The 24,518-nt window shown below is 69.1% G+C and carries 24 protein-coding genes and 1 pseudogene; 15 read left to right on the top strand and 10 right to left on the bottom strand.

From position 1 onward, the window contains the following. Positions 1-678 (top strand): molybdate ABC transporter permease subunit, encoded by a 678-nt coding sequence (gene modB / locus FPJ27_RS07880; RefSeq protein WP_072439394.1) that lies wholly within the window; start codon positions 1-3, stop codon positions 676-678. A 64-nt stretch (positions 679-742) separates the two neighbouring features. Next, a complete protein-coding gene (locus FPJ27_RS07875; RefSeq protein ID WP_204422543.1) occupies positions 743-1,444 on the top strand; it encodes an ATP-binding cassette domain-containing protein in 702 nt (233 codons plus the stop codon). Between the two features lie 180 nt (positions 1,445-1,624). Here the strand turns inward: FPJ27_RS07875 and FPJ27_RS07870 are convergent, their stop codons facing one another. From FPJ27_RS07870 to FPJ27_RS07860, 3 genes are all read right to left on the bottom strand, one after another. Beyond that, a complete protein-coding gene (locus tag FPJ27_RS07870) occupies positions 1,625-2,461 on the bottom strand; it encodes a TOBE domain-containing protein (protein WP_204422542.1) in 837 nt (278 codons plus the stop codon). A 48-nt stretch (positions 2,462-2,509) separates the two neighbouring features. Beyond that, the gene (locus FPJ27_RS07865; protein ID WP_204422541.1) at positions 2,510-4,153 is read right to left on the bottom strand and encodes a CHAD domain-containing protein; all 1,644 of its coding nucleotides are present in this window, start codon (positions 4,151-4,153) and stop codon (positions 2,510-2,512) included. A gap of 126 nt (positions 4,154-4,279) precedes the next feature. Further along, positions 4,280-4,663, bottom strand: coding sequence for a tautomerase family protein (locus FPJ27_RS07860; protein ID WP_204422540.1), 384 nt, complete (start codon positions 4,661-4,663; stop codon positions 4,280-4,282). Between the two features lie 109 nt (positions 4,664-4,772). On the opposite strand from FPJ27_RS07860, the gene FPJ27_RS07855 reads away from it, so the two are divergent. From FPJ27_RS07855 to FPJ27_RS07835, 5 genes are all read left to right on the top strand, one after another. Further along, positions 4,773-5,630, top strand: coding sequence for a LysR substrate-binding domain-containing protein (locus tag FPJ27_RS07855; protein WP_034185176.1), 858 nt, complete (start codon positions 4,773-4,775; stop codon positions 5,628-5,630). A gap of 40 nt (positions 5,631-5,670) precedes the next feature. After that, complete coding sequence (locus FPJ27_RS07850) at positions 5,671-6,594, top strand: DMT family transporter (protein WP_204422539.1); 924 nt, start codon at positions 5,671-5,673, stop codon at positions 6,592-6,594. A 67-nt stretch (positions 6,595-6,661) separates the two neighbouring features. Continuing rightward, positions 6,662-7,441, top strand: coding sequence for a HAMP domain-containing sensor histidine kinase (locus tag FPJ27_RS07845; RefSeq protein WP_204422538.1), 780 nt, complete (start codon positions 6,662-6,664; stop codon positions 7,439-7,441). A 76-nt stretch (positions 7,442-7,517) separates the two neighbouring features. Next, entirely contained in the window at positions 7,518-8,861 is a 1,344-nt protein-coding gene (locus FPJ27_RS07840; protein ID WP_072439383.1) for a hemolysin family protein, read from the top strand. Positions 8,862-8,889: 28 nt separating this feature from the next. Continuing rightward, positions 8,890-9,474 carry a thiamine phosphate synthase gene (locus FPJ27_RS07835; protein ID WP_204422537.1) on the top strand — a complete coding sequence of 195 codons (585 nt, stop codon included), beginning with the start codon at positions 8,890-8,892 and terminating at the stop codon, positions 9,472-9,474. A 91-nt stretch (positions 9,475-9,565) separates the two neighbouring features. On the opposite strand, the gene FPJ27_RS07830 is transcribed toward FPJ27_RS07835, so the two are convergent. Continuing rightward, positions 9,566-11,218, bottom strand: coding sequence for a DUF3459 domain-containing protein (locus FPJ27_RS07830; RefSeq protein ID WP_204423101.1), 1,653 nt, complete (start codon positions 11,216-11,218; stop codon positions 9,566-9,568). 305 nt (positions 11,219-11,523) lie between these two features. On the opposite strand from FPJ27_RS07830, the gene FPJ27_RS07825 reads away from it, so the two are divergent. Together FPJ27_RS07825 and FPJ27_RS07820 are read left to right on the top strand one after the other, a co-directional pair. Continuing rightward, positions 11,524-12,231, top strand: a complete 708-nt coding sequence (locus FPJ27_RS07825) for a class I SAM-dependent methyltransferase (RefSeq protein ID WP_204422536.1) — start codon at positions 11,524-11,526, stop codon at positions 12,229-12,231. Between the two features lie 95 nt (positions 12,232-12,326). Next, positions 12,327-12,995, top strand: coding sequence for a glutathione S-transferase (locus tag FPJ27_RS07820; protein ID WP_204423100.1), 669 nt, complete (start codon positions 12,327-12,329; stop codon positions 12,993-12,995). Between the two features lie 6 nt (positions 12,996-13,001). Here the strand turns inward: FPJ27_RS07820 and FPJ27_RS07815 are convergent, their stop codons facing one another. Beyond that, on the bottom strand, positions 13,002-13,655 hold the full coding sequence (locus tag FPJ27_RS07815; RefSeq protein ID WP_072439379.1) for a DUF1345 domain-containing protein: 654 nt from the start codon (positions 13,653-13,655) through the stop codon (positions 13,002-13,004). Between the two features lie 139 nt (positions 13,656-13,794). Here FPJ27_RS07815 and FPJ27_RS07810 point away from each other — a divergent pair, with 139 nt between their 5' ends. Next, on the top strand, positions 13,795-14,526 hold the full coding sequence (locus FPJ27_RS07810; protein WP_175958648.1) for a metallophosphoesterase: 732 nt from the start codon (positions 13,795-13,797) through the stop codon (positions 14,524-14,526). Positions 14,527-14,560: 34 nt separating this feature from the next. Here FPJ27_RS07810 and FPJ27_RS07805 read toward each other — a convergent pair whose 3' ends face one another. Further along, positions 14,561-15,256, bottom strand: coding sequence for an RES family NAD+ phosphorylase (locus FPJ27_RS07805; RefSeq protein ID WP_204423099.1), 696 nt, complete (start codon positions 15,254-15,256; stop codon positions 14,561-14,563). 2 nt (positions 15,257-15,258) lie between these two features. Then, a complete protein-coding gene (locus tag FPJ27_RS07800) occupies positions 15,259-15,678 on the bottom strand; it encodes an MbcA/ParS/Xre antitoxin family protein (protein WP_034185167.1) in 420 nt (139 codons plus the stop codon). A gap of 233 nt (positions 15,679-15,911) precedes the next feature. On the opposite strand from FPJ27_RS07800, the gene FPJ27_RS07795 reads away from it, so the two are divergent. Next, complete coding sequence (locus FPJ27_RS07795; RefSeq protein ID WP_072439373.1) at positions 15,912-16,694, top strand: ABC transporter substrate-binding protein; 783 nt, start codon at positions 15,912-15,914, stop codon at positions 16,692-16,694. A gap of 980 nt (positions 16,695-17,674) precedes the next feature. Continuing rightward, positions 17,675-17,812, top strand: a pseudogene (locus tag FPJ27_RS07790) (GtrA family protein); the annotation flags it as partial. Positions 17,813-17,850: 38 nt separating this feature from the next. On the opposite strand, the gene FPJ27_RS07785 reads toward FPJ27_RS07790, so the two are convergent. Continuing rightward, positions 17,851-19,314: a sigma-54 dependent transcriptional regulator gene (locus FPJ27_RS07785; RefSeq protein WP_204422535.1), complete on the bottom strand. Its 1,464-nt coding sequence runs from the start codon at positions 19,312-19,314 to the stop codon at positions 17,851-17,853. Between the two features lie 470 nt (positions 19,315-19,784). Further along, entirely contained in the window at positions 19,785-20,702 is a 918-nt protein-coding gene (locus FPJ27_RS07780) for a metal-dependent hydrolase (RefSeq protein WP_204422534.1), read from the bottom strand. A gap of 572 nt (positions 20,703-21,274) precedes the next feature. Between FPJ27_RS07780 and FPJ27_RS07775 the strand changes: the two genes are divergently transcribed. Together FPJ27_RS07775 and FPJ27_RS07770 are read left to right on the top strand one after the other, a co-directional pair. Then, positions 21,275-21,616, top strand: a complete 342-nt coding sequence (locus tag FPJ27_RS07775) for an FKBP-type peptidyl-prolyl cis-trans isomerase (RefSeq protein ID WP_006479474.1) — start codon at positions 21,275-21,277, stop codon at positions 21,614-21,616. Positions 21,617-21,641: 25 nt separating this feature from the next. Beyond that, positions 21,642-22,415, top strand: a complete 774-nt coding sequence (locus FPJ27_RS07770) for an AraC family transcriptional regulator (protein ID WP_204422533.1) — start codon at positions 21,642-21,644, stop codon at positions 22,413-22,415. Positions 22,416-22,553: 138 nt separating this feature from the next. Here the strand turns inward: FPJ27_RS07770 and FPJ27_RS07765 are convergent, their stop codons facing one another. Further along, the gene (locus FPJ27_RS07765; RefSeq protein ID WP_072439364.1) at positions 22,554-23,024 is read right to left on the bottom strand and encodes a helix-turn-helix domain-containing protein; all 471 of its coding nucleotides are present in this window, start codon (positions 23,022-23,024) and stop codon (positions 22,554-22,556) included. Positions 23,025-23,177: 153 nt separating this feature from the next. Between FPJ27_RS07765 and FPJ27_RS07760 the strand changes: the two genes are divergently transcribed. Next, positions 23,178-24,419, top strand: coding sequence for an MFS transporter (locus FPJ27_RS07760; RefSeq protein WP_072439362.1), 1,242 nt, complete (start codon positions 23,178-23,180; stop codon positions 24,417-24,419). Positions 24,420-24,518 lie beyond the last annotated feature (99 nt).

Below are 24,518 nucleotides of genomic sequence, written 5' to 3'. Positions count from 1 at the left end.
ATGCAAGACGCCTGGGTACCGCTGCTGCTGTCGCTGAAGGTCGCCGGCTGGGCGACCGCGCTCGACATCGTGCTCGGCGTCGCGGCCGCGTTCGTGCTCGCGCGCTGGCGCTCGCCGCTGCGCGACGTCGTCGATTCGCTGCTGACGCTGCCGCTCGTGCTGCCGCCGACGGTGCTCGGCTATTACCTGCTCGTGCTGCTCGGCCGGCGCGGCGTGTTCGGCGCGTGGCTCGACAAGCTCGGCATCGAGCTCGTCTTCACGTGGCAAGGCGCGGTGATCGCATCGATGGTCGTCGCGTTTCCGCTGATCCTGAAGTCGGCGCGTGCCGCGTTCGAGGGCGTCGATCCGCATCTCGAGCGCGCCGCGCGCACGCTCGGGCTCGGCGAAGCCGCGGTGTTCTTCCGCGTGACGCTGCCGCTCGCCACGCGCGGGATCCTCGCGGGTGCGCTGCTCGCGTTCGCGCGCGCGCTCGGCGAGTTCGGCGCGACGCTGATGATCGCGGGCAACCTGCCCGGCCGTACGCAGACGCTGTCGGTTGCGATCTATGCGGCCGTGCAGGCCGGCGACGACAACACGGCCAACTTCCTCGTGCTGGTGACGTCGATCACCTGCGTGCTCGTGCTGCTCGCGACCGGCTGGCTCGTGCCGTCGCGCGCCCGGCGGAGCCAGTTGACATGAAGCGCCTGCCTCGTCCGTATCGCCTGTCTCGTGCGGCGGCCGGCTTGCTTCGGCGGAGGCCCGCATGAGCCTCGTCGTCGATATCCGCAAGACCTACGCGAACGCCGAGCGCCGTTTCACGCTCGACGTGTCGTTCACGGCGGCGACGCAGCGCGTCGTGCTGTTCGGGCCGTCCGGCGCGGGCAAGAGCATGACGCTGCAGGCAATCGCCGGCCTGCTGTCGCCCGACGCAGGCACGATCACGCTGAACGGCGAGCCGCTGTTCGACGCCGCGCGCCGCATCGACGTGCCGACCCGGGAACGGCGCGTCGCGTACCTGTTCCAGGACTACGCGCTGTTTCCGCATCTGAACGTGCGCCAGAACATCGCGTTCGGGCTCACGTCGGGCCTGCGCAACCCGCGCGCGAAGATGGTGCCGCCCGAAGTCGCGTATTGGCTGCACGCGTTCGACCTCGAAGCGCTCGCGGGGCAGTATCCGTCGCAACTGTCGGGCGGGCAGAAGCAGCGCGTCGCGCTTGCGCGCGCACTGGTCGCGCAACCGCGGATCCTGCTGCTCGACGAACCGTTCGCGGCACTGGACGCCGCGATGCGCCAGCGCATGCGCCACGAGCTCGCCGAACTGCAGGCGCGGCTCGACATCCCGATGGTGCTGATCTCGCACGACCCCGACGACGTCGCCGCGTTCGGAGACCAGGTCGTGCAATTGAGCGAAGGACGCGTGCAGGCGGCACCGCCGCACGCCGAGTGGCCGACGCGCGTCGCGTGAGCGCGCGAGGCCGGGGCCGTGGCGCTGGCAGCCACGCTGGAGCCTGAGAGAAGCCGCACGCTGCGGCATAAGCTGGAAACGGAAACGAAGCCGGCGCCATGCGGACGACGTCCGGCGCCGGCTTCGCCCCCGTCCGTCACACGATCGCCGCAGCACGCACGCGCTGCCGTGCCTGCGCCGTCAGCCCGTCACCGCGAGAATCACGCTCGATGCCTTGAACAGCGCGATCGCCGGCCGGCCGGCGTCGAGCTGCAGCGCATCGACGCTTTCGTTGGTGACGACGGCCGTCAGCGTCCCGCCGCCGTGGAGCGCCAGCGTCACTTCGCTGTTCACCGCGCCCGCCGCGACGGATTCGACGCTGCCGCGCAGCCGGTTCCGCGCGGACACCTTCAGCTCGGGCCCGCCATCGTCGACCGCCAGCACGACCCACGACGCCTTCACCAGCGCGCAGGCGTCCGCACCCTCCCGCAGGCCGAGCGCGTCGACGCTTTCGTGCGTCAGCACAGCGACGATCGGCTGCCCGCCCGGCAGCGTGAGCGTCACTTCGTCGTTGACCGTGCCGCGCACGATCGATGCGATCTTGCCGAACAACTGGTTGCGCGCGCTGGTCTTCATGCCGATCCGGCCGATCAGCGCCCAGTCGACGTCGAACCCGGCAACGGCCGCGCTCGCCGCGTCGATGAAACGGCGATGCTCGCGCTCGATCGTGCGGAACGCGGCGATCAGCGACATCGCGCGCGGCGTCAGCGTCGTGCCGCCGCCGCCCTTGCCGCCCGTCGACCGCGCGACGAGCGGTTCGCCGGCGAGATTGTTCATCGTGTCGACCGCATCCCATGCAGCCTTGTAGCTGAGGCCGACGGCCTTCGCCGCGCGCGTGATCGAACCGGTGTCGCCGATCGCCGCGAGCAGCGCGATGCGCGTGGCGCCGCCGAGCGTCTGCTCGCCCGCGCGCAGCCACAGCTCGCCGCCCAGTTCGAGCGGCTCGGAAGACAGGGAAGAATGCGGTGCGTCGGTCATCGGCATGGGTGCGGGAAACGGGCGGCCATTATATTCAGCGCGCGCCGCTCAGCCCGGCTTGCCGTCGAGCTTCGGCGGGCGCAGGCTGGCCAGCAGCGTCTCGGCGTCGCGCGCCGCGCGCTGCTCGAGCGCCGCGCCGTAGCCGCGCACGAAACCGAGCTGGTACGGCGGCGCCGTCAGTTGCTCGAGATGTTGCAGCGCGACCATCGTGTCGTTCGATTCGCCGAGCACGGTCTGCACGCGCGCGAGCGTCTTGACCGTCTCGTTGCGCGTGCGGCGCGACGCCAGCGACGCGAAGAATTCGAGCGCATAGCGCAGCCGCTTCGCGTCGATCCGCAACCGGTGGCGCGCAGCCGTATCGAGCGACGTGAGCGACGGCGATGCGTAAAGATGGCCGAACAGCCGCCGCACGCGCTTCGTCGCGTGACGCCGCAGCGACGGCGCGTCGTCGCCTTCGGCAGGCGGCAGCGCGAGCGTGCTCAGCCATTCGAGCCAGCCGAGCGTCAGCCGCGCATAGCGGGCCGAATGCAGCGCCTGCCGCAGTTCGACGCGCGCGGCCATGGACTGCGCACGCGCGGCGTCGAGCGTGCCGTCCCAGTCGGCGCCGCCGCCGTCGGCCGCGATCAGCGCGGGCAGGGTTTCGGTCGAGAACACGTCCCAGTCGCGTACCGTGCCGAGCAGTGCGGCGAGCCAGTGCAGGTCGGCGCCGAACGCGTCCTTCCATTGGCGGTCGGCAAAGCTCGGAAAGAAGCGCATCAGCGTGCGCAGGCGGCGCAGCGCGACGCGCATCTGATGCACGAATTCGGGATCGTCGCGATCGAGCACGCCGCCCTCGTTGCCGAGCCATTGTGCGGCGATGTCGCCGGACAGCGCGAACAGCGCGGCGCGCTGCGTGCGGATGCCGGTCAGGTCGACGAGCCGCGCCTTGACCGGCCCGGCGGCGGCCGGCTCGCCCGCACAGGCGCGGTCGATCACGCTCGTCAGTTGCACGAATGCGGGCCACGCGCCGCTCAGTTCGCGCGCCGCGGCAAACAGCGCGTGCAGCGCGGCCGCGCGCGCGGCAGAGGTTTCCCAGTCGGGCGCGGCGAGACGCAGTTCGACGTAGCGGCGCGGCGGCTCGCCACCGCCGTGCAGCGTGACGTCGTCGAGCGTCATCTCGACCACGACGCCGCTGTCGTCGGCCCACCGCCCGCGCCGCCGTTCGCTGACGAGGCGCATCGCCGTCGATTCCGGCGGCGCGCCGGCGGCGGAGCGCTCGGTGGCGTCCGGCGCGACACCGTCGACTTCGTCGACGTCGCCCGTCGGCGCATCGGCATCAACCGCGGCGCCTGTTGCGGGCACGGGCAGCGGCATCGCGACGACGATGCCCGCATGATCCGCGTCGAACAGTTCGCGCTGCGTGACGCCGGGCGCGAACGCTTTCGTGCGGGACGCGACGACCCGCCTGCCATGCGCGTTCGACTCGACCCAGGTCCACCAGCTCGCGCCGGGGCTCGGCTCGGCCTCCTCGACCTGGCACGGCTCGATCGTCACGCGCTCATGGCCGCGCCGCATCCGGACCTGCGGGCAGATCCGCCATGCGCGCACGAGCTCGGCGCCGAAATCGCGCTGCGTGCCGCGAGCGCGACTCCCAGCCTTGACCGGCCAGCCTTCCAGCGACAACGACAACACGATTTCCAGCACGCGCGACATGGAAGCTCCTGCACATGAAGAATCGCCGGCGCATCGTCCGCGCCGGCGTCGTCCGTGAAGCAACTTCCATAGTACACGCCGTCAAAACGCGCGGGCGACGATCCGGCCCTGTCGCGCTGTCGCACATCAAACGGCGTATTGCGCGATGCCGTTGCCGAACGACCAGTCCTCCTTCAGCACCTCGACAAGACTGATGAATACGTCCTGCTGCCGCACGCCGGGCTGCTGCGCGAGGTTCTCCGCGATCGTCCGGTACAGCGCCCGCTTCTGCTCGAGCGTGCGCGTGTTGTTCGCGGTGATCTGGATCATCACGAGATCGTCGCTGCGTTCGATGTCGAGGTAATGGCGGCCGTACACGAAGTTCTCGGCCGCATGCTCGGTGACGACCATGAAGATGTCGTCCTCGGGCACGTTGAACGTGTGCATCAGCGCGCGATGCACGCCGTCGACGAGCGCCGCACGGTATGCGGCCGGTTTGCCTTCGCGCACTGCGATACGGGTGAATGGCATGGTCCTGCTCCTGTCGGTGACGTTGAAGAACGGAAACACGGCATCAGGTTAGCCCCGCCGAACTATAATAAACAGTCATCAATGAATATTTCATTCATTTTCATTTGAAATGAAAGTACTCGACCTCGATGCCGTGCGCGCGTTCGTGCTGGTCGCCGATCTCGCCAGCTTCACGCGCGCCGCCGACGCGCTCGGCACCACGCAATCGGCCGTCAGCCTGAAACTGAAGCGGCTGGAGGCACACCTCGGCAAGCCGCTGCTCGCGCGCACGCCGCGCGTGGTCAAGCTGGCCGCCGACGGCGAAAACTTCCTGCCGGCCGCCCGTGCGCTGCTCGACGCGCACGACCACGCGCTCGGCGCGATCTCGGCCGGCACGCACCGCCTGTCGCTCGGCGTCAGCGAGCACGTCGCGGTACCCGACCTGCCGGCCGTGCTCACGAGCCTGCATCGGCAGGATCCGGGGCTGTCGCTGGAAATGCATCTCGGGATGTCGGCGGGCCTGCTCGCGCAATACGACGAACGCCGGCTCGACGCGGCGATCGTGCGGCACGAGCCCGGCGAAGACCCGCCGCGCGACGACGGCACGCTGCTGTTTGCCGAACCGCTGGCCTGGCTCGCCGCGCCGGACTGGGCGCCGCGCGCGGGCGAGCCGCTGCCGCTCGCGGTGCTGGCCGGCCCATGCGGCGTGCGGGCCGCCGCGCTGCGCGCGCTCGACCATGCGGGGCGGCCGTGGCGCGAACGCTTCACGGGCGGCGGTGTCGCGGCGGTCACGGCCGCCGCCGCGGCGGGGCTCGCCGTCTGCCCGCTCGCGCGGCGGGTCGCGCCGCGCACACTGGTCGACGTCGGCGCGAAATTCGGGCTGCCGCCGCTGCCGCAGTCGCAGGTCGTGCTGTATTCGCGCGTGCGCGACGCACGTGCGGCCGCCGCGCTGCGCAGGTTTGCCGACAGCCTTGCAATCTCGGCGTAAGCTGTGGGGTTTCGCCGCCCGCAATCTTCAGAAGAATCCGATGAAGCCCGAAGCCCGCAAGCACCTCCGCGCCAACCTGCTGATGCTCGCCGCCGCCGCGATCTGGGGCTCTGCGTTTGTCGCGCAGCGACTGAGCCTCGACGTGATCGGGCCGTTCCTGTTCACGGGGCTGCGCTTCCTGCTCGGCGCGCTCGTGCTGGTTCCTCTGCTGATGCTCAACGCGACGTCGCGCGCGCAGCTCGCGGCGATCCGCCGCGAGCCGGCACTGCTGCTGCCCGGCCTCGCGCTCGGCGGGCTGCTCGCGGTGTCGATCTCGCTGCAGCAGTTCGGCCTGCAGTACACGCGGGTCGCGAACGCGGGTTTCATCAGCTCGCTGTACGTCGTGATCGTGCCGCTGATGGGTATGTTCGCACGCCACAGGATCGGCGCAGGCACGTGGTTCGGCGCGCTGCTCGCGGCGATCGGCCTGTATTTCCTCAGCATCGACGAGCACTTCTCGGTGCTCTACGGCGACTGGTTCCAGCTCGCGGGCGCCGTCATCATCGCCGCGCACGTGATGGCGGTCGGCCATCTCGCGAAGCGTCACGATCCGCTCGTGCTCGCGTTCCTGCAGTTCGTCGTCTGCGGCGTGGCGTGCCTCGCGGTCGGCCTGGCCGTCGAGCCGGTCAGCGTCGCGATGCTGCGCGGCGCGCTGCCGACGCTGCTGTACGGCGGGCTGCTGTCGGTCGGCGTCGGCTATACGCTGCAGGTCGTCGCGCAGCGCGACGCTGCGCCCGCGCACGCGGCCGTGATCTTCAGCATGGAAGGCGTGTTCGCGGCGGTCGCCGGCTGGGCCGCGCTCAACGAAACGCTGACGCTGCGCGCGCTCGTCGGCTGCGCGCTGATGCTGGCCGGCCTGCTCGCGTGCCAGTTGCTGCCGAACGGCGACGCGCGGAAAAAGGACGAGGACGCGCTGCCGGCGTGACACGCACCGTCCCTATAATGACGGTTCGCGTGACTTCCACGCCAACCGCTTCCGACAGGCCTGCTCCGTGACGTCCACTTCCGTCGATCCCGCCGCCGACCTGCTGCGCGAACGCGCAGCGCACTACGCCGCCCAGGCGGCGCTGTTCCTGCGCGACCAGGCGCTCTCCACCGCGTCGCACGATCTGCGCAGCCCGCTGAACGCGATGCATAGCTGGGCGTACGTGCTCGAGCGCCAGCTCGCCAATGCCGATCCGAACCTGCAGCGCGCGCTCGCGGGCATCCGCACGGGCATCGACCAGCAGGTGACGCTGATCGACGACGTGCTCGATGCGCCGCGCGCGGAAACGCGCACGCTTGCGATCGCGACGCGGCCGTTCGCGCTGCGCGCGCTGCTCGACGACACGCTCGCGCTCGTCCGTTTTGCGCTGGCCGACGCACGCCAGGTCGCGCTCGACGCGACGCTGCCGGACGACGAACCGTTGCTGTCGGCCGACCGCGAACGCATCGCGCAGGCGCTCTGGACGATGCTGACGGCGGCCATCGAGGCCAGCGCTGCCGGCAGCCGCGTGACGTTCGCATGCACGCGCGACGGCGCGCAGTTCGTCGCGTGCACCACTTGCACCGTAAGCGCCGACGCACTCGCCGACCCTGCACAGCCGCATGCGTTCGAATCGTTCGCGCGACGCGAAATGCTGCGCGAGCGCGACGCGAAGCGAATCGCATGGGCGCTCGCGCTGTGCCAGCGCGTCGCGCTCGCGCACGGCGGCACGTTCTCTCATACCGCGTTCGCCGACGGCGCGACCGCCACCATGACGCTCGCCATCCCCCGCGAGGCGCCGGTGTAAGCAATCGGTCGTCCAGAACATTACAAATTCCTTTCCGGCTCTATACTGATGGGCCTGTCATAACCGGAGCGATTCTTTGTTACAGATCTTCGCGCTCATCGGCGCGTTGTTCCTGGTGGCCCTGAACGGGTTCTTCGTGGCGGCCGAATTCGGCCTCGTCAAACTGCGCGCGACGCGCGTCAAGACCCTTGCCCGCAAGCACGGCCTGCGCGGGCGCATCCTCGGCATCGTGCACGGCAGGCTCGACGCGTATCTTTCCGCGTGCCAGCTCGGCATCACGCTCGCGTCGCTCGGCCTCGGCTGGGTCGGCGAGCCGGCCTTCGCGGAACTGATCGGCCCGCTGCTCGACCTGATCGGCGTGCAGTCCGAACGCGTCGTGCACCTGATCTCGCTCGTGTTCGCGTTCTCGCTGATCTCGTTCCTGCACATCGTCGTCGGCGAGCTTGCGCCGAAATCGATGGCGATCCGCCAGCCCGAGAAGATCGGCCTGTGGGTCGCGCTACCGCTCTATGCGTTCTACTGGGCGATGTATCCGGCGATCTGGGTGCTCAACAACAGCGCCAACGCGGTGCTGCGGCTCGCGGGGCTGTCGACCGACCACGGCGGCGACGCGCACTACTCGACCGACGAGCTGAAGCTGATCCTGCGCAGCCGCCGCAGCACGGCCGGCAACGCGGCACAGCCGGCGCGCGGCACGTACAGCAACGACGAGTGGAACACGCTCGCTCATTCGCTCGATTTTTCATCGATGACCGTGTCGGACCTGATGCGGCCGGCCCATGAAATGATCGGCCTGCGGCGCGACCTGCCGCTGCCCGACAACATGGAGATCGTCGCGCGGCACCGCTTCAGCCGCTATCCGCTGTTCGAGGATGCGTCGCGCGAACAGGTGAGCGGGCTGATCCACCTGAAGGACCTGCTGCTCGCGCGTCACGCGGGCGCGGCGCTCGAAGACCTGTCCGACTACGTGCGCCCCGTGCAGTACGTGAAGCCCGACACCCCGGCGCTCGAACTGTTCCGCCGCTTCCGCAAGGGCGCGCCGCACTTCGCGCTGGTCGGCAACAAGGGCGAGAAGCCGATCGGCTTCCTGACGCTCGACAACCTGCTCGGCGCGCTGGTCGGCCAGATCCACGACGAGTTCCGCCAGGGCGATGCCGACTGGAGCCGCCTCGACGACGGCACGCTGATGGGCAAGGGCAGCCTGCCCGTCGTGTCGCTCGAGCAGGCGCTCGGCATCGACATCGACGAAGGCCGTGCGGAATCGGTCGGCGGCCTCGTGATCCAGGCGCTCAGCGACCTGCCGAGCGAAGGGCAGCGCGTGTCGTTCGACCGCTTCGACGTCGTCGTGAAGAAGATGAACGGGCCGCGCATCGTGCTCGTGCGCGTCTATCCGAAGATCGCGAAGGAGGCCGACGAATGACGGCCTCTCGTTGTTGTCGCCGCGTGCGATGAACGCAACGCTGCCGCGCTGCTGCGTGATCACGCCGGAACCGGCGTCCGCGTCGGCGGCCGATTGCGATGCGTTCCTCGACCGGCTGTCGGCCGTGCTCGCGCGCGGCGAGACGCTCGTGCAACTGCGCGTGAAATCGCTCGATACGGCCGCGTTCGCGCGGCTCGCCGCCGCGGCGCTCGCGCGCTGCAATGCGGCCGGCGCGCACCTGATGCTGAACGGCCCGATCGACGCGGCCGGCGTGATGCGGCTCGACGGCGCCGGCTGGCATCTCGACGGCACCGCGTTGCGCGCCGCCGCGCAGCGGCCATTGCCGGCCGGACGATGGGTGTCCGCAGCCTGCCACACGCAAGACGACCTGCTGCTGGCCGCGCGCACCGGCGCGGATTTCGTCACGCTGTCGCCCGTGTTGCCGACGCTCAGCCACCCCGGTGCGCCGGCGCTCGGCTGGAACCGATTCGACGCGCTGGCCGCGCAGGCCGCGATGCCCGTCTACGCGCTCGGCGGGATGACGCGCGCGCATCTCGACAACGCGCGCCGTCATGGCGCGTACGGCATCGCGGGTATTCGCGGGTTCTGGTAACTCGGGGGGGGGGGGGGCCGGCGGTGCAGCCGCCGGGCGCGGTTGCGCCCGGCCGTTCGGACAGTCACCTGCTCGCGCACGCAGGCGCGCTTCAGGCGTTCAGGTTCGGTCGCGCTCCACGCCACGAGCCGTCATCGATGCGACGCACGTCGTGCGTGAGCGCGTACCGGTTGACGTCGCCCGTCAGCCACGCAACGAGCGAATACGGCGGCAATTCCCCTTCATCGACCCGGTCGCGCGCGCGCGCCGGCGTCTCGAACACGACCTGCCCTCGCGGCGCATCGAACGGCACCGCATCGGGCGACAGGTTCAATGCGATCGTCAGCGTCTCGTCGTCGGCAAGACGCCATGACGCGAGCAGCGCGTCGGCATCCCCGTCGCCGTCCGCCTTCAGCGCATGCGCGTCCTGCGGCCGGCAATCGGACAGCCGCGGCGCGATCAGCTTCGCGCGCACGGCGAGCGCCGACTGCACGAAATGCGCGCGATCGGCGTCGCGCGCGGTTTCGTCGAAGATCAGCGGAATCTGCGGCGTGAGCAGCGACAGCGCGAGCCCGGCCAGGCCGGCCGCTTGCCCTCGCTCGCCCTGACCGCAGTCGCGCCACGCGCCATCGGACAGCACCAGCGACGTCAACGACAGCCCGGTTTCGGCGGCCATGCCTTCTGCCGGCGCGGCCGGCTGAAACGCCGCGCCGGCCGCGGTCAGCGCACGGGCGAGCGTATGGATCGACTGGTGCGTGGAAATGCCTTCATGGCCCGATGTGTCGCGCCCCGTCAGCCGGTGCAGCGCGCGTTCGCCGCAACCGTTCCATTGCGCATCGAAATGAGTATCGGCGAGATGCGCCGGATGCCGCTCGCTGCCGAGCACGAGATGGATGAACCGGTCGGCCGGCACGGCCGCGCGCACGCGATCCGCGATCTCGCGCAGCCACGACACGTCGATCCGGTCGGCCTCGCGCAGGCGCAGCCCGTCGCAACGGTATTCGTCGATCCAGTACAGCGCGTTGTCGCAGAAGAAATCGCAGACGTCCGGATGATCGAGCGCCAGCGGCGGCGCCTGCAGCGGATCGTCGCGCATATGGAAGAACGGCTCCGCGAAGTGGCGCAGCGCGTCGGTGCCGCTGCCGAAGCGCGCGTAGTCGAGTTCCAGCAGCACCGCGAAGCCGTAGCCATGCGCGTCGTCGATCAGCGCCTTCAGCGCATCGGGGCCGCCTTCGGCCGCAAGCGGCGCGAACGGCAGGCTGTCGTGCGGCGATGCGAGCAGTTCCAGCGCGGTCACGCCGAGGCGCGCGAGCTGCGGCAGGCGGCGACGCACGCCGGCGAAGCCGCCCACCGCGTGCGGGCGAATCGCGTAGAGCGCCATGTCTTCCCACGCGCGCCCGCGCCAGAACGTGTTGCGCCACGTGAACGCGCGCGGATCGACGACCTCGCTCGGGCCGTTGAGCCCTTCGGGTTGCGAGCGCGACGCGGGATCGGGAATCGACACGGCATCGTCGAGGCGATAGCGGTAACGCGCACCCGCGCCGCAATCGGCGAACACTTCGAACCAGTTCGGGCCGGCGGCCTTCATCGGGACGAGCGTCGGGCCGTAGCCGGTATCGAGTTCGAGCTGGACCTGCGTGCTGCCCGGCGCCCACACACGAAAATGCGTGCGCGGTGTCGTGCCGAGCGCGCCACAGGGCTGCGCGCCAAACGGCAAACAATGAATGTAGTGCTGCGCGTACGGATCGTGCGGACAATCGGACATCATGCGCTCCTCGTGCGTGCCGAGCGGCATGGCCGCGCCACTGGCGCGGCGCATCGGGGCCCGGCATGCGACGGCCAGGCGGGGGGGAGAGAATCGAGTATGCGCCGGATTCGCCACCGCGATGCATCATGTTCAGACATTTTTAAATGCGAATCGACCCCCGGAAAATCGGCAGCCCGACGCTTGCCGAATCGGGTAGTCGGCATACCGGAATGACCGCTCGCCTTGTTGCGTCGACCACGCACGCTTACGCTCTGCGCCATGCTCGCGGACACGTCGTCCGCGCCCGACCCGAGGAACCCGCCATGTCGCTTCCCGCCAGCGCCGCGAAATTCGATCCGGCACGCGCACACGAATACGCCGAGCAATCGCGCATCGCGCTCGCCGGCTACGATGCCTGCCACGAACTCGCCGCGTGCATGCTCGCGTCGGCGATCGGCGTGCCCGATGCGCGGATACTCGTCGCGGGCGCGGGCGGCACGGGGCAGGAAATCTGCGTGGCGGCCGCGCTCGAGCCGGGCTGGCAATTCACGGCCGTCGACCCGTCCGCGCCGATGCTCGCGCTCGCGCGCACGAACGTCGAAACCGCCGGCTTCGGTGCGCGCACGGCGTTCGTCGAGAACGACGTCGATGCGCTGCCCGACGCCCCCGAGTTCGACGGCGCAACGCTGATCGGCGTGCTGCATCACGTCCCGGGCGACGATGCGAAGGCGGCGCTGCTGCACGCGATCGCGCGCCGCCTCAAGCCCGGCGCGCCGCTCGTGCTCGCCGGCAATCATCGCCGCTACGCGGACCACCCTCGCCTGCTCGACGCGTGGCAGCAGCGCTGGCGCATGAAGGGCGCCACGCCCGATGCCGTGCGCGCGCAACTCGCGAAGATCCTGCAAGGCGCCGATCCGCCCGCATCCGAGGAAGCCGTGTTCAGCCTGCTGCGCGATGCGGGCTTCGATGCGCCGCTGCGCTTTTTCGCGAGCCTGTTCTGGGGTGCGTGGATCGCGGTGCGGCGCGCATAACGGATCGAAGCGGTTCGAAACGGCGGGCGGCGCGATTCGCGTACACGCCGCGCGCGCTGGGTATGATGTCGCTCCCGCTCCCTTCCGGCCTCGATATGCTCACCGTCCATCACCTGAACAACTCGCGCTCGCAGCGCGTGCTCTGGCTGCTCGAAGAACTGGATGTGCCGTACGAGATCGTGCGCTACGAGCGCGATCCGAAAACGATGCTCGCGCCGCCCGCGCTGCGCGCGATCCATCCGCTCGGCAAGTCGCCCGTCGTCACCGATGACGGCCGCACGTTCGCCGAATCGGGCGCGATCATCGAGTACCTGGTCGAACGCTACGGCAACGGGCGTCTCGCGCCGCCGCCCGGCACGCCCGAGCGGCACGACTTCACGTACTGGCTCCACTACGCGGAAGGGTCGGCGATGCCGCCGCTGCTGCTCAAGCTCGTCGCGCTGCGGATCGCGCATGCGCCGATGCCGTTCTTCGCGCGGCCGATCGCGCGCAAGATCGCCGACACGCTGCAGTCGGGCTTCGTCGATCCGCAGATCGCGCTGCATCTCGGCCATATCGACGGCGCGCTGAATCGCACCGGCTGGTTCGTCGGCGACGGCTTCAGCGCGGCCGACATCCAGATGAGCTTTCCGCTCGAAGCCGCGACCGCGCGCGGCGGCGGCAGCCAGTATTCCGCGATCGCGCGCTTTCTCGACACGATCCACGCGCGGCCGGCGTACCGGCGGGCACTGGAACGCGGCGGTCCGTACGACCTGCTCAAGTAGCCGGCGTCAACTCAGCAACCCCGCCGCGACGTTGATCGACAGCCCGAGCACGGCCATGTTGAAGTAGAACGACAGGATCGACTGCGCGAGCACCGCGCGCCGCGCGGAGCGGTTCGCCAGCGATATGTCGGCGGTCTGCGATGCGACCGCGAGCGTGAACGCGAAATACAGGAAATCCCAGTAATCGGGTTCGGGGTTCCGGTCCGGGAAACGCAGCGCGCGGTCGCTGCTCGGCGAGCCGTAATAGAGCCGCGCATAGTGCAGCGTGAAGATCGTCGGAATCAGGAACCACGCGCCGAACAGCGTCGCGCCCGTGATCGCGTAATGGCTGAGCCCCGCACGGAAGCCGACGCTCTTGGCGGTCGCGAGCTCGATCGCGATCGCGGCCACGCTCGCGACGGTCGCGAGGCATATGACGGTCAGCACGGTCGTCGCGCTTTCGTCCTCGCGGATCGCGACTTCGCGCACCTTGTGATGATGCGCGGTGACCATGCGCACCCACATCAGCACGAGATACAGCCAGACCGCGCAATCCCAGCCGATCAGCGTACGCGCGGTCAGACGCAGCTGAAACGGCAGCAGCACCGCGCACAGCAAGCCCGCGACGAACGCCGCGACCATGCGCGGCCGGTTGCGTAATACCTGCGGATAAAACGTCATCGTGTGATTCCGAAAGCGGATGGAAAGGGTTCGAACGGTACGCGGGGCGGCCCGCTGCGCCGCGCCGGCGGGTACCGCGCCCCGATTATCGCCATTCCATCGCGACGTGGCGATGGGCACGAGCGCCTAAGATACTGGGATGACTGCCACCGCCTCCCTCTGCCGCCACCCCGCGAACACGGCCGGCCGCGACTTCGTCGTCGGCGACCTGCACGGCTGCGTGGACGTGCTGCGCGCGCTGCTGCACGACATCCGCTTCGATCCGGCCCGCGACCGCCTGTTCTCGGTCGGCGACCTCGTCGACCGCGGCCCCGCGTCCGAAACCGCGCTCGACCTGCTCGACCGCCCGTGGTGCCACGTCGTGCGCGGCAATCACGAGGAAGTGCTGAGCCTCGTGTCGCGCGGCAAGCTGTCGCCCGACGCGTGGCGCGGGATCGGCGGCGACTGGGGCGCCGACCTGCCGCCGGAGCGGCTGCACGCGCATGCGGCACGCGTCGACGCGCTGCCGCTGGTGCGCGTGATCGGCGACGGCCCCGAGCGCTTCAACGTGCTGCATGCGGAATTTTTCGGGTCGGACGCCGACCTCGATACGGGCAGCTATTCGCACGACGTGCGCGAGCGACTGATCTGGGGCCGCGATCTGGTCCAGGGGCTCGCCGATCCGGCGCGGCAGGCCGGACTGTCGCTGACCTGCACCGGGCACACGCCCGTGCGCGCACCGCAGCGGATCGGCGCGCAGTGGTTCATCGACACCGGCGCGTTCGCGCCGTCCGGGCGGCTCACGCTCGCCGAGCCGCGCACCGGCAGCACGTGGTCGATGACGCAGGCCGAGGCGCGCGAACGCCACGCGGGCGACTGGCCGCTGCCGTGATGCCCTCGCGCCCGCATCGGCCCGCGAGCGAGCCCTAGCCAACCTGGTTCAGTTCGAACACCGCGTCGACGGCCGAGCCGTTCCAGTTGTATTCGAGGTAGGCCGCGTGACGGCAGTCGCGCAGCAGCGTGGTGCGGAATGCCGCCAGACACTCGCCGCCCGGGTCGCGCACCGACGGATAGACGATCCCCGCGCCGCCCGCGTTGCGCACCGCGCGGCCGAGCGCCTTCCCCGCGCTGTAATCGAGCGGATGCAGCAACGCGGGATCGCGCTGCGGCCACGTGCGCACGTCGACCACGTCGCCCTGCGCGAACACCGTATAGAGCCGCATCTGCTGGCGCATCGGCGGCTCCTTCGTCGCGGCCAGGAACAGCGCGCCGTGATAGCGCGTTTCAGCGATCGCCGTGTCGCGCGAGCGGGCGCAGTAGAACACGCCGTAGCTGCCGTCGGAAAAACGGCTGCCCTGCGGATTCAGGTGCGTGAACGCGGCCATGATCGGCCCCCAGCCCAGCCCGTAGCGGCGTTCGGCGGGCGGCACGAGGTCGAGCGTGCCGACTTCGTTGCGGACGCGGTCGTTGGTCAGCGATTCGAGCGCGTACAGCGCGTCGAAATCGTCCGCCGACGCGACGCGGTCGAACAGGTTGATCGCAGGAAAACGGGTGGGGATCACACGATAGGCAGGCGCCCAGTCGACGGCGGTCGTGGGCCATTGTTTTGCTTCGATCGGCATCGTCACGCCCAGCCACCTCGCATCGCGTCGAGATATTGCCGGACGGCGACCAGATCGCCGACGTTGCCGGCCAGCATCCGGTCGAGCGCACGCTTGCCGCCGAACGGCGCCGCATCGTTGGGCCGCTTGACCCATGCATCGGCCGCGGCCGGTTGCGGCAGCAGGATCTGCAGCGCCTTGTAGATGCCGAGCAGCAGCGATAGCCGCTCGAGCGTGTCGCGCGGCAGCCGCGCCGACTCCGGCGCCGCCTTCCACTTGAAGAACGTCGAACGGCCGGGCGACCCGAGCAGCACGATCTGCTCGTCGATCGTCAGTTCCCAGTCGCGCGCGATGTTGAAAAACGCACGCAGGCCGGCCGCCGACATCTGCGCAAACGAAGCCTGCGGCGGGGCGGAATGCGAATCGTAGGCAGGCTGTGACATGATCGTTAGTCTCGAAATGAATTCACTAACAAGACTAGTCCATTTTCGTATTTTTGCAAGGGTCGACACCCGGCGATCGGCCATTTCTTCCGGCAAAACGATATTTTTTGTCCATTCTGGACTCAAATTTTATTTTCTGCGTTAATGGCCATGCGGACACCGCGTGCAGACGCGGTTCGTGTCCGCGGAACCGTGTCGCACAGAACCGGAAGCACCCCGCCAAGGAACGCACCATGAAGAGACTGATTGCCGCTGTTTCGATCGCCCTGCTCGCGGTATCCGCAGGCCCCGCCGCCGCGAAGGACTGGACCACGATCCGCTTCGGCACCGACGCCAGCTACGCGCCGTTCGAGTCGAAGGCGCCCGACGGCAAGCTCGTCGGCTTCGACATCGACCTCGGCAACGAGATCTGCGCGCGCCTGAAGGCGAAGTGCGTGTGGCTCGAGAACGATTTCGACGGGATGATTCCGGCGCTGAAGGCGAAGAAGTTCGACGCGGTGCTGTCGTCGATGTCGATCACGCCGCAGCGCGCGGAGCAGATCGGCTTCACGACGAAGATCTACAACCAGCCGACGCGGCTCGTCGTGAAGAAGGGCTCGCCGCTGCTGCCGACGGCCGAATCGCTGAAGGGCAAGTCGATCGGCGTCGAGCAGGGCACGACGCAGGAAACCTATGCGAAAGCGTACTGGGGCAAGCAAGGCGCGAACGTCGTGTCGTACCAGAACCAGGACGGCGTGTATGCGGACCTGACCTCGGGCCGCCTCGACGGGGCACTCCAGGATGAAGTGCAGGCCGCGATCGGGTTCCTGAAATCGCCGCGCGGTGCGAACTACCAGTTCGTCGGGCCCGAACTCGTCGACGAGAAGGTGCTCGGCATCGGCGCCGGCATCGGGCTGCGCAAGGAAGACACCGACCTGAAGGCGAAGATCGACCGCGCGATCGTCGACATGGTCAAGGACGGCACCTACAAGCGGCTCGCGTCGAAGTACTTCGACTTCGACATCTACGGCGGCTGAAACGGCGTCGCGCGCGTACGGGCGACTCTCCCGTCGCGCGCGTCCGACCGCCCTCCCCTCACCACCGGGCGGCGACGGCATTGCGCCGTTCGCCGCCGCATCGAATTCATCCTCCGTCGCGTGCACTGCGCAACGTGTCGAACCTGATTCGGATTGCAGATCAATTGCACCGGTTCACGCGAACGATGGGTAACGCGACCGGATATCGTGCGAATTCAGTAGCCGAAGATCGGGCGTCGCGATACCGGCGCCCGTGTGCACATGCCCTTTCGAATCGGGTCTGGGTGCAGGAAAGTGCCGACCCGGCGCGGATGACCGGCAATCAGCCGGATCCGCCTCGCACCGGGCGCGGAGAGATGGCCTGTCGATGCATGCCGGCCGGCTGCGAGAACGACGCTCGACCGGCGATGCCCCGCATCACTGCGATCGCGGCCTGCGAGCCGCGGCGTGTGGCGATCGATCATTTTTCTACCCCGTTTTCAGTCTGATGCTTGTTCCGGCAACCGGACGATGCCGGTGCCCCGACGATCAGGCGACAACGTTCCATGCTCGCCGGAACGCGGCTGCTGCGCCGCGCTCCGCCGCCGCATCCCCGCGGACTGCGTCCTGGCCGGTATTGACAGGGTTTGCTGCAGAACCGGCCGGACCTCGCGTCGTCGACTTTCGTACGTTCATATCCGCAAGGAGCGGGCCAGCTTCGCGCGAGCCCATCCGCACAAGGGGTTCGGCGCGCGGGACGACGGCCGGAACGGGTGCGCAATGCCGGAAGTTGCGAATCTGAAACATGCGGCGCGCGGCATGCGCCGGCGCGTGGCGGCCGAGCCTTGCGGGATAAGGCTGAACAATCGACATGGAATTTTTACCGGCCGGCACCGTTCCGATCGGCCCGATTCGCCGCGGAAATTCGCCCGGTTGCCGACGCGAAATGTTTCATGCGCTTTACATGCCGTCGGCGGCATCGGAGCCGCCGGTCGTGCGCGGCCGGCCTTGTCGTCACGATGCTGCTCGCGCACGGCACCGCGATGCTCGGGCTTGCGCGCGCATGGAGCGTCGTCGCGGTCGTGCTGTGCGTGCCGGCCGTCACGTTCGTGCGGCATCGGCTCTGGACGTATCGCTGAACCCCGACACCGAACCGTTCACGCGCTTGACGCGCCGCTCAGCCGACGCGCTGATGCCCCGCGTCCCCGGACGGCGCGCCGTCGTGCCCGCCGTTGTTGTCGTGATCGTTCAGCCCGTGCTCGATCATCATCCGGTAGAGCGTCACGCGCGAGATGCCGAGTTCGGCGGCAGCCTTGTTGATCCGGTGATCGTTGCGCAGCAGCGCATTCTCGATCGCGGTGCGCTCGGCGAGCGCCCTCGCCTGTTCGAGCGTCACGGGTTCGGTTTCGCCCGGCGTCTCGAGCCCGAGATCGTGCGGCGTCAGCAAACGGCTCTCGGCCATCACGATCGCGCGCCGCACGCGGTTGATCAGCTCGCGCACATTGCCGGGCCACTCGTAGCGGCGCATCGCGTCGAGCGCGGCCGACGTGAAGCCGCTGATCTTGCGGCCGCTGTCGGCCTTGAACTTCTGCAGCACGTAATGCGCGAGGATGTCGATGTCCTTGCCGCGCGCACGCAGCGGCGGCTCGTGAATGCGCAGCACACACAGGCGGTGATAGAGATCCGCGCGGAAGCGCCCGGTCTCGACCGCGCCGTCGAGATCCACGTGCGTCGCCGAGATGATCCGCACGTCGACCGCGATCGATTCCTGTCCGCCGAGCCGCTCGATCTTCCCTCCCTGCAGGAAGCGCAGCAGGCTCGCCTGGCTCTCGACCGGCATGTCGCCGATCTCGTCGAGAAACAGCGTGCCGCCGTTCGCCGATTCGATCCGGCCCACGCGCCGCTGGTTCGCGCCGGTGAACGCGCCGCGCTCATAGCCGAACAGCTCCGACTGCAGCAGGTGATGCGGAATCGCCCCGCAGTTGATCGCGACGAACGGCCCCTTGCCGCGGCCGGAACGCTCGTGAATCGCGAGCGCCGTCAGTTCCTTGCCGGTGCCCGACTCGCCGGAGATGAATACGCTCGCGTCGGTCTTCGCGACCTTGCGGATCGTGCTGAACAGCTGCTGCATCGCCTCGCAGTTGCCGATCATGCCGTGCTCGCCGATCGACGCCGCATAGGCTGCGCCGTCGACGCGGTCGAGCGCGGCCATCCCGCGCGCATGGCCGAGCACATGCGAAATCCATTCGTAGGGCAGCGGCAGCGTCACGTAATCGAAACAATAGCTGCGAATCAGTTCGCGCACGGCGGGACCGATCGTGATGCCGGCCTGCGCGATCGAAATCCAGCCGATAGCGGGCTGGCTCAGGCACGCTTTCAGCGCCGGATAGTCGCGCGACGTGAACCCCGTGAAATCGACCAGCCCGGCGGCGACGATTACGCCGGATGTCATGTTCTGCGCGGCGCCGGCTGTCTTCGCGACCGTGATCTCCCAGCCGAGCCCCCGCAGTTGCGCAAGCAGCGGCTCGTCGGGCGTACGCATGATCACGAACAGCTTGCGGCCGGCCTCTGGAGCGGTGACGGACACGGGCGTCGTCTCGGGCGCCGCATTCCCGTTTGCGTCGGGTGACCTTGCAACCATCGTTGTTCCCCGCTTGGCGTTGGTATCGTGCGCCGGCTCGCCGACGCATACGACGGACCACGATCGAACTGACATATTGGCCGCATTTCCGTCCGAATAAAATCCCCCTGCGCATGAATCGTGCATGAGCTTGAGGTTGTCATGAACGGTATATCGACGCGGCCGGCCTGCGGCTAGATGGGTGTTATCCCGGTGGCGGGCGCGGCGCGAACCCGGAGCGGGCGGGCGCGCTGTGCGCAAAGCCGCGCCGGTGCTGGCGCGCGGCGTTAGGGTGCGATGCGGCGCACGCAGAATCGGCACGCCGGCGAGGAGGTGCGCGGCCGGTCGACCGGACAGCCGGATGCCCGCGCAACCGGTTCCGGTTGATTTCGGTTAATCGTCGGAGGAAGCCGGCATGATGCAGGAACGCAACATGCGCGGCCCGACGCCGTCCATGGCAGCGAGACGGCTTGTGTCAGAAACGGATTGTGTCAGCGGCCCGATGCGACCGGCGCCAGCGCGTTCGCGCTGCCGCGGCCGACCGGCGTGCCGCCGTGTTCGCCGTAGGTGGCGACGAGCGCGTCGACCCGCGCGAGATGGTGATGGTTGTCGTGATCCCACGGATGGAAGCCCGGCCGGAAAAAGCTCAGCCATTCGCCCGCGATGCGCGGGAACAGCCCGCGGCGCGGCCCGTACAGGAACGCGATCGTCCGCAGCATCCCGCGCACGTGATGTCCGGCGCCGCGATCGCGCCACAGCAGCGTCGCGTGCATCAGGAACACGGCCGGCCAGAACGTCAGCGTCGTCAGCAGATACACGCCGATGCGGATCAGGTAACGCCGCAGCCCCGGCTTCATCACGGCATTCCACACGTCGAACGACACGGCCTTGTGCTCGGTTTCCTCGAGCGCGTGCCATATCCACATCTGCCGGTAGCCTTCGACCGAGCCTTCGAGGCGCGTCGGGTCGCGCAGCAGCCATTCGGCGAGCATCGCCGTATAGTGCTCCGCCGCGACCGTATGCGCGAGCTGCACCGAATGCGGCAGCTTGCGCTTCATGTAGCCGAGCACCGCCCACACGCGCTTGTCGAGCTTGCGCGCGGGCAAACGGTTCGCCTGCATCAGCTCGTTGTATTCGACGTGCTCGCGCGTATGCATCGCCTCCTGGCCGATGAAGCCGAGCACCTGCTGCTTCAGCACGGGATCGTCGATCCGGTCGCGGTAATTGCGCACCGAGTCCATGAAAAAGCGCTCGCCGGCCGGGAACAGCAGCGACAGCGCGTTGAAGAAATGGGTCACGTGCGACCCGAGGCCATGCCAGTCCTTCGCGCGCTCGACCGGCAGATCGAAGCGCAGGTCGCGGCGCACCGGCATGATTCCGGCTGCGGTAGCGGAAGCGGCTGACTTCATGTTCATCGTTCTCCTGTTCCGGAGCGGCCCGGCGCGTCGTCCGACGCGGCCGGCGCAGGCCCCGGCGGCGCATCGCGCACCGCCAAAATCTTGACATCGACAGATGTAAAGATAGGCCGCCCGCGCCGACGCGCGCAAGCCACGCGGTAGATGCCCGCTTCCAAACAGGGCACGGTCGGAAAGGCGGGAAAAACGACGTTCGAACAGCGCCCGGGCGGGCCGCGATTCGAACGGCCTGCAAGCGACGCGAGGCGCTCGGCGCCGCGACTCGCCATCTGCCCGAACGCCCCGCGCGACGGGCGTTTCGACGAATCCGGCGGCGGCGCGCGGCATATGGCATACCGCCCCGGTAGCACCGATTCATACGCGCGGCCCACTCGCACGATGCAACCTCGGTCGCGCGGCCCGAGAAAAATTCAAACGCGCGTTCCATTTGCATTTTCGGCGACCGCGGGCGCGGCGCCTCGCAGCCGTCCGCGACACGCGTACCGGCGGGTGAAAGCCACGTGCGACGGCCCGCTGCGGGCTCGCCTACAATAGCGGTCTTACGCAACCCTCTTTCAGGAGTAGTCATGTCTGTCATCACGACCGAATCGGGCCTCAAATACGAAGACCTGACCGAAGGCACCGGCGCGGAAGCGCAAGCCGGCAAGACCGTCAGCGTTCACTACACGGGCTGGCTGACCGACGGTCAGAAATTCGATTCGAGCAAGGACCGCAACGACCCGTTCGCGTTCGTGCTCGGCGGCGGCATGGTCATCAAGGGCTGGGACGAAGGCGTGCAGGGCATGAAGGTCGGCGGCGTGCGCCGCCTGACGATCCCGCCGCAACTCGGCTACGGCCCGCGCGGCGCAGGCGGCGTGATTCCGCCGAATGCGACGCTCGTGTTCGAAGTCGAACTGCTCGACGTCTGACGACGCACCCGGCCGTTTCCTTCCGATGGAACGCATCGCCTCCCCCGCCATCGCGCTGCGCCGCTACGACACGTGCGAAGCGTCGGACGTGCACGACTTCCACCAGGTCGTGCTCGGCGTCGATGGCGCGATGGTGATGGCGGTGGACGGGATCGGCCGGCGCATCGACCGGCACGCGGCGTGGCTGATTCCGGCCGGCGCGCGCCATGACTATGCGGGCCTCGGCGACAATCGCCAGCTCGTGATCGACCTGCCCGCGGCATCGCTCGCGGTGCCGCAGCGGTTGTTCGACCGCGCACGCGCCGTGTCGATCGATCCGACCCTGACGTCGCTCGTCGCGCAGGTCGCAGCGGCCGCCGCGCAACTCGATGCGCCGGCCGGCGACGCACGGCAGGCAGCCGCGCACCGTTTCCAGTGGCAGGCCGCGGCACGCCTGTGCGGCGCGCTCATCGACGATGCCGGCATCGCCGCGCCCGCGTCGGGCCTCGATTTCGCGCGCATCGACCGCTGGCTGCGCGCGCGGCTCGCCGAGCCGCTGCGCATCGCCGATCTCGCCGCGCACTGCGGCTACGGGATGCGCCGGTTTCATCAACTGTTCGTCGACGCATTCGGCGAAACGCCGCATCGCTATTTGCAGCGGCTGCGGCTCGACGCGGCGGTCGTACTGCTCGCAGATGGCCGGCATCCGCTCGTCGACATCGCGGGCATGGTCGGCTTTGCGGATCAAAGCACGTTCACGCATGCGTTCACGAAGCGCTTCGGCGTTGCGCCGGGACGCTGGCGCGGCGAGCGGCATTGAGCGCGAATCCGTCGCCCTGAACACGCGTCAACCCACGTAGCCGCACGGTTCGGCAAACCGCGTTCGAGCCGGTCCGGCCGCAACCTTCGTCGCCCCCGCTTCGTTTCCGCTCGCAATCCGCGCCATAGCGCGTGGTGCTCACCGCCGCGTCGCGCCCGCTTCGTCGCCGACCTTCCTCACGACCGTCTCGGCCGCCTTCACGGGCCGGCCATCGTCGTGCCGCAGCGCGAGCTTGCGGATCGCGCGCCCCGTATTGCGGTCGACCAGCACCGAATGCGGCTCGCCACGCGCGAACAGGTTCGCCTCGCCCCACTGCCGCAGCATCACGATGACCGGAAACAGCCCCTCGCCCTTTTTGGTCAGCGCGTACTCCTGATACGCGGTACCGTCCGACGCCGGCACGACGTCGAACACGCCGGCGTCCACCAGCATCCTGAGCCGGTCGGACAGGATGTTGCTCGCGACGCCGAGGCTCGCGCGGAAATCGCCGAAGCGGCGCACGCCGTCGAACGCATCGCGCACGATCAGCAGCGCCCAGCGATCACCGACGATATCGGTCGCCCGCGCCACCGGGCACGGCGAATCCGCAAGACTTTTCTGCCTGGCCATGTTCCTCTCCGCAGTCTAGCCGGCCGCCCTCACGGCAGTGCCGGCCGTCCGTGCGCGGGCCCCTCGCCCGCCGCACAACAGGTTGCATTTTAAAACTACTTTACCTACACTCACACCAGTTTCAAATTGCAACTACTTTGCGTAAGGAAACCGATGGCGCCTTCCTGTCATTCAAGCACCGTCGCGTCGAATGCAGCGAATGCATCGAACACGGCGCATCCGGCCGGCGACGGCCGCCTGTCCGCGGCCCGCGTCTCGCTGCTGGCCGTCTGCTGCGCGGCGAGCGTCGCGAACGTCTACTACGCGCAGCCGCTGCTCGATTCGATCGCGCGGGATTTCGGCGTGTCGCAAGCCGCGGTCGGCGGCGTCATCACCGCCACGCAGCTCGGCTGCGCGCTCGCGCTGCTGTTCGTCGTGCCGCTCGGCGATCTGCTGAACCGCAAACGCCTGATCGCCGCGCAGCTTCTGCTGCTGACGGCGGCCTGCATCGGCGTGGCGGCGGCATCGACGCGCATCGCGCTGCTGGCGGGGATGGTCGCGGTCGGGCTGCTCGGCACCGCGATGACACAAGGGCTGATCGCGTGCTCGGCCGCGCTCGCGGGCGCCGGCGAACGCGGGCGCGTGGTGGGCGCCGCGCAGGGCGGCGTCGTGATCGGGCTGCTGGCCGCGCGCTCGGTGGCCGGCGTCGTCACCGATATTGCCGGCTGGCGCGCGGTCTATCTCGTCTCGGGTGCGCTCGCGATCGCGATGCTCGCCGTGCTGTCGCGGCTGTTGCCCGACACGAACGGGCCGCGCGAACGCATCGGTTACGCGGCGCTGCTGCGATCGATGGTGTCGCTGCTGCGTGACGACCGCGTGCTGCGCGTGCGCGGCGCGATCGCGTTGCTGATGTTCGCGGCGTTCAGCATCTTCTGGAGCGCGCTGGTGCTGCCGCTGAGCGCACCGCCGCATTCGATGTCGCATACGCAGATCGGCGCGTTCGGCCTCGTCGGCGCACTGGGCGCGGCGGCGGCCACGCGCGCGGGCCGGCTTGCCGATCGCGGGCGCGGCGAAGCGACGACCGGCGCCGCGCTCGCGCTGCTCGCGTGCTCATGGCTGCCGCTCGCGTTCGGCAATACGTCGATTGCGCTGCTGATCGTCGGCATCGTGCTGCTCGACGTCGGCGGACAGGCCGTCCACGTCGTCAACCAGAGCATGATTCTCGGCACGCGGCCCGACGCGCATGCACGACTCGTCGGCTGCTACATGCTGTTCTACTCGGCCGGCAGCGGGCTCGGCGCGATTGCGTCGACGATGATGTATGCGCGCGCCGGATGGCCGGGCGTCTGCGCGCTCGGCGCGGTCGTCAGCGTGGCCGCGCTCGGCGTGTGGGCCGCGACGCTCAGGCGCGCGTGACGCGTGCCGGAGACGCGGATCGGGAGGGGAAAGTCGGCGCGCCCGTCGCGGGCGGCCGGTGCGCGAACCGGCCGCGCACGCGCACCGGTTCGACCTTCG

Source organism: Burkholderia sp. MS455 (assembly GCF_016899445.1).
Taxonomy (GTDB): domain Bacteria; phylum Pseudomonadota; class Gammaproteobacteria; order Burkholderiales; family Burkholderiaceae; genus Burkholderia; species Burkholderia pyrrocinia_C.
Note: the sequence above shows the minus strand (reverse complement) of the source record. Positions and strands in the feature narration are given on the sequence as shown.

Bases quoted from the DNA above. Each gene is read 5' to 3' on its own strand.
- modB (WP_072439394.1), top strand. From the start codon at position 1: ATGCAAGACGCCTGGGTACCGCTGCTGCTGTCGCTGAAGGTCGCCGGC.
- FPJ27_RS07875 (WP_204422543.1), top strand. From the start codon at position 743: ATGAGCCTCGTCGTCGATATCCGCAAGACCTACGCGAACGCCGAGCGC.
- FPJ27_RS07870 (WP_204422542.1), bottom strand. From the start codon at position 2,461: ATGACCGACGCACCGCATTCTTCCCTGTCTTCCGAGCCGCTCGAACTG.
- FPJ27_RS07865 (WP_204422541.1), bottom strand. From the start codon at position 4,153: ATGTCGCGCGTGCTGGAAATCGTGTTGTCGTTGTCGCTGGAAGGCTGG.
- FPJ27_RS07860 (WP_204422540.1), bottom strand. From the start codon at position 4,663: ATGCCATTCACCCGTATCGCAGTGCGCGAAGGCAAACCGGCCGCATAC.
- FPJ27_RS07855 (WP_034185176.1), top strand. From the start codon at position 4,773: ATGAAAGTACTCGACCTCGATGCCGTGCGCGCGTTCGTGCTGGTCGCC.
- FPJ27_RS07850 (WP_204422539.1), top strand. From the start codon at position 5,671: ATGAAGCCCGAAGCCCGCAAGCACCTCCGCGCCAACCTGCTGATGCTC.
- FPJ27_RS07835 (WP_204422537.1), top strand. From the start codon at position 8,890: ATGAACGCAACGCTGCCGCGCTGCTGCGTGATCACGCCGGAACCGGCG.
- FPJ27_RS07830 (WP_204423101.1), bottom strand. From the start codon at position 11,218: ATGTCCGATTGTCCGCACGATCCGTACGCGCAGCACTACATTCATTGT.
- FPJ27_RS07825 (WP_204422536.1), top strand. From the start codon at position 11,524: ATGTCGCTTCCCGCCAGCGCCGCGAAATTCGATCCGGCACGCGCACAC.
- FPJ27_RS07820 (WP_204423100.1), top strand. From the start codon at position 12,327: ATGCTCACCGTCCATCACCTGAACAACTCGCGCTCGCAGCGCGTGCTC.
- FPJ27_RS07815 (WP_072439379.1), bottom strand. From the start codon at position 13,655: ATGACGTTTTATCCGCAGGTATTACGCAACCGGCCGCGCATGGTCGCG.
- FPJ27_RS07810 (WP_175958648.1), top strand. From the start codon at position 13,795: ATGACTGCCACCGCCTCCCTCTGCCGCCACCCCGCGAACACGGCCGGC.
- FPJ27_RS07805 (WP_204423099.1), bottom strand. From the start codon at position 15,256: ATGCCGATCGAAGCAAAACAATGGCCCACGACCGCCGTCGACTGGGCG.
- FPJ27_RS07800 (WP_034185167.1), bottom strand. From the start codon at position 15,678: ATGTCACAGCCTGCCTACGATTCGCATTCCGCCCCGCCGCAGGCTTCG.
- FPJ27_RS07795 (WP_072439373.1), top strand. From the start codon at position 15,912: ATGAAGAGACTGATTGCCGCTGTTTCGATCGCCCTGCTCGCGGTATCC.
- FPJ27_RS07785 (WP_204422535.1), bottom strand. From the start codon at position 19,314: ATGGTTGCAAGGTCACCCGACGCAAACGGGAATGCGGCGCCCGAGACG.
- FPJ27_RS07780 (WP_204422534.1), bottom strand. From the start codon at position 20,702: ATGAAGTCAGCCGCTTCCGCTACCGCAGCCGGAATCATGCCGGTGCGC.
- FPJ27_RS07775 (WP_006479474.1), top strand. From the start codon at position 21,275: ATGTCTGTCATCACGACCGAATCGGGCCTCAAATACGAAGACCTGACC.
- FPJ27_RS07770 (WP_204422533.1), top strand. From the start codon at position 21,642: ATGGAACGCATCGCCTCCCCCGCCATCGCGCTGCGCCGCTACGACACG.
- FPJ27_RS07765 (WP_072439364.1), bottom strand. From the start codon at position 23,024: ATGGCCAGGCAGAAAAGTCTTGCGGATTCGCCGTGCCCGGTGGCGCGG.
- FPJ27_RS07760 (WP_072439362.1), top strand. From the start codon at position 23,178: ATGGCGCCTTCCTGTCATTCAAGCACCGTCGCGTCGAATGCAGCGAAT.